A 2,231-nucleotide genomic window follows, 5' to 3' on the forward strand; every position below is an offset into this window, starting at 1 on the left:
CGGCCGCGCAGCTCGCGCGGGCGGACGCGGACGCGCGGGCGATGGGCGCCGCCCCGCTGGTCGCGGCCGTCGAGGCCCTCGCCCGCCGGGGGCGGCTGGACCTGCCGGGCCACCGGACCCCGACGGACCTGCTCACGGCCCGCGAGGCGGAGGTGCTCGGCCTCGTCGCCGAAGGGCTGAGCAACCGGCAGATCGGCGAGCGCCTGTTCATCAGCGGCAAGACCGTCAGCGTCCACGTGTCCAACGTGCTCGCGAAGCTGGGCGTCACGAGCCGCACCGAGGCCGTCACGGTCGCGCACCGGCGCGGCCTGGCCGCCGTGGGAGGCGCCGCCGGCGCCCGAGCCCCCTCGCCGTGACGCACGCCACCCTCTAGCGTGATCGCATGGCGCGCGCGACGACCCCGGCGGTGGAGCTCGAGGTCGCCGGGCGCACGGTGCGCGTGACCAGCCCCGACCGTGTCGTCTTCCCGCAGCGGGACCTCACCAAGCTCGACGTCGTGCAGTACTTCGTCGCGGTCGGGGACGGGATCCTCGGTGCGCTGCGGGACCGCCCGACGACGCTCGAGCGCTGGCCCAAGGGCGTGTTCGAGGGTGCCCGGCTGTCCACGCGCACGGACAGCAGCGGTGACGCGTTCTTCCAGAAGCGCGTCCCGCAGGGCGCGCCCGACTACGTCGAGACGGCGACCATCGCGTTCCCGAGCGGCCGCACGGCCGACGAGGTGTGCCCCACCGAGCTCGCCGTCGTGGCGTGGGCCGCGAACATGGGCACCATCACGTTCCACCCCTGGCCCGTGCGCTCGGCCGACGTCGAGTCCCCCGACCAGCTGCGCATCGACCTGGACCCCCAGCCGGGCACCGACTTCGACGACGCCGCCCGCGTGGCGCCCGAGGTGCGAGCGATCCTGAACGAGCTCGGCCTGGAGGGCTGGCCCAAGACGTCGGGCGGGCGCGGGCTGCACATCTTCGTGCCGATCGAGCCCCGCTGGACGTTCACGCAGGCGCGCCGCGCCACGATCGCGCTGGGCCGCGAGCTCGAGCGCCGCCTGCCCGACCAGGTGACCGTGAAGTGGTGGAAGGAGGAGCGCGGCCGGAAGATCTTCGTCGACTACAACCAGATGGCCCGCGACCGCACCATCGCCTCCGCCTACTCGGTGCGCCCGAACGCGCGCGCCACGGTCTCGGCGCCGCTGCGCTGGGAGGAGGTCGGCGACGTCCACCCGGACGACTTCGACGTCCTGACCATGCCGGCCCGGTTCGCCGAGGTGGGCGACCTGTTCCACGCGCTGAGCGCCCCCACGGCCGACGACCCGGAGCGGCCGGCGTACTCGATCCAGCCCCTGCTCGACCTGGCCGACAAGGACGAGCGCGACCACGGCGCGGGTGACCTGCCCTACCCGCCCGAGTACCCGAAGATGCCGGGCGAGCCCAAGCGCGTGCAGCCGAGCAAGGACCGCGACCGGCGGCGCGAGGAGCCGGGAGACTGACACCGGCGCTGGGCGGGCCCTCAGGCCAGGCCCGCGGCGCGCCCCCGGATCGCGGCCTGCAGGCGCGACGCGCACCCGAGCTTCGCCAGGACGCGGGAGACGTGCGTCTTGGCCGTCGCCTCGGTGATGCCGAGCGTCCCGGCGAGGTCCGCGTTGGACATGCCGCGCACGAGGCACACGAGCACGTCGCGCTCGCGTGCCGTGAGCTCCTCGACCGCGGCCAGGGCGGCGTCGTCGGGCGAGCGCGGCGGGGCGGGCGCGACGAACGCCGCCAGGAGGCGCCGCGTCACCTCGGGCGCGACGACGCCCTCCCCCGCGCCGACGCGGCGCACGGCGTCGAGCAGCGACGGCGCGTCGGTCGACTTGAGCAGGAAGCCCACCGCGCCGGCCCGCAGCGCGCCGAACACGTACTCGTCGACGTCGAACGTGGTCAGCACGAGCACGTCCGCGAGCCCTTCCTCGACGATCGTGGCGGTGGCCGTGATGCCGTCGACGCCGGGCATCCGCACGTCCATGAGCACGACGTCGGGCCGCAGCGCCCGGGCGTTGAGCACGGCGGCGGCACCGTCGCCCGCCTCGCCGACGACCTCGATGTCGGGCGCGGTCTCGAGCATGAGCCGCAGGCCCGCGCGGATCGCGGCGTGGTCGTCCGCCACGAGCACGCGCACCGGGGCCGCGCCCGCGCTCACGACGCGGCCCCGGTCGGCAGCGCCGCGACGACGCTCCACGCGCCGACGCCACCCGCGCC

General features: G+C 75.8%; 3 protein-coding genes. 2 read left to right on the forward strand and 1 reads right to left on the reverse strand.

The features are described 5' to 3' along the window. The coding region (locus IDM29_RS16380) for a response regulator transcription factor (protein ID WP_188037806.1) at window positions 1–356 on the forward strand (356 nt) is incomplete at its 5' end. Between the two features lie 26 nt (window positions 357–382). Beyond that, window positions 383–1,483 carry a non-homologous end-joining DNA ligase gene (gene ligD / locus IDM29_RS16385; protein ID WP_182112985.1) on the forward strand — a complete coding sequence of 367 codons (1,101 nt, stop codon included), beginning with the start codon at window positions 383–385 and terminating at the stop codon, window positions 1,481–1,483. Window positions 1,484–1,503: 20 nt separating this feature from the next. Here the strand turns inward: ligD and IDM29_RS16390 are convergent, their stop codons facing one another. Continuing rightward, window positions 1,504–2,097, reverse strand: a complete 594-nt coding sequence (locus IDM29_RS16390) for a response regulator transcription factor (RefSeq protein WP_255500372.1) — start codon at window positions 2,095–2,097, stop codon at window positions 1,504–1,506. Window positions 2,098–2,231 lie beyond the last annotated feature (134 nt).

It is taken from the genome of Actinotalea sp. JY-7885, assembly GCF_014525465.1.
In the GTDB taxonomy this organism is placed as follows: Bacteria; Actinomycetota; Actinomycetes; order Actinomycetales; family Cellulomonadaceae; genus Actinotalea.

Bases quoted from the DNA above. Each gene is read 5' to 3' on its own strand.
- ligD (WP_182112985.1), top strand. From the start codon at position 383: ATGGCGCGCGCGACGACCCCGGCGGTGGAGCTCGAGGTCGCCGGGCGC.
- IDM29_RS16390 (WP_255500372.1), bottom strand. From the start codon at position 2,097: ATGCTCGAGACCGCGCCCGACATCGAGGTCGTCGGCGAGGCGGGCGAC.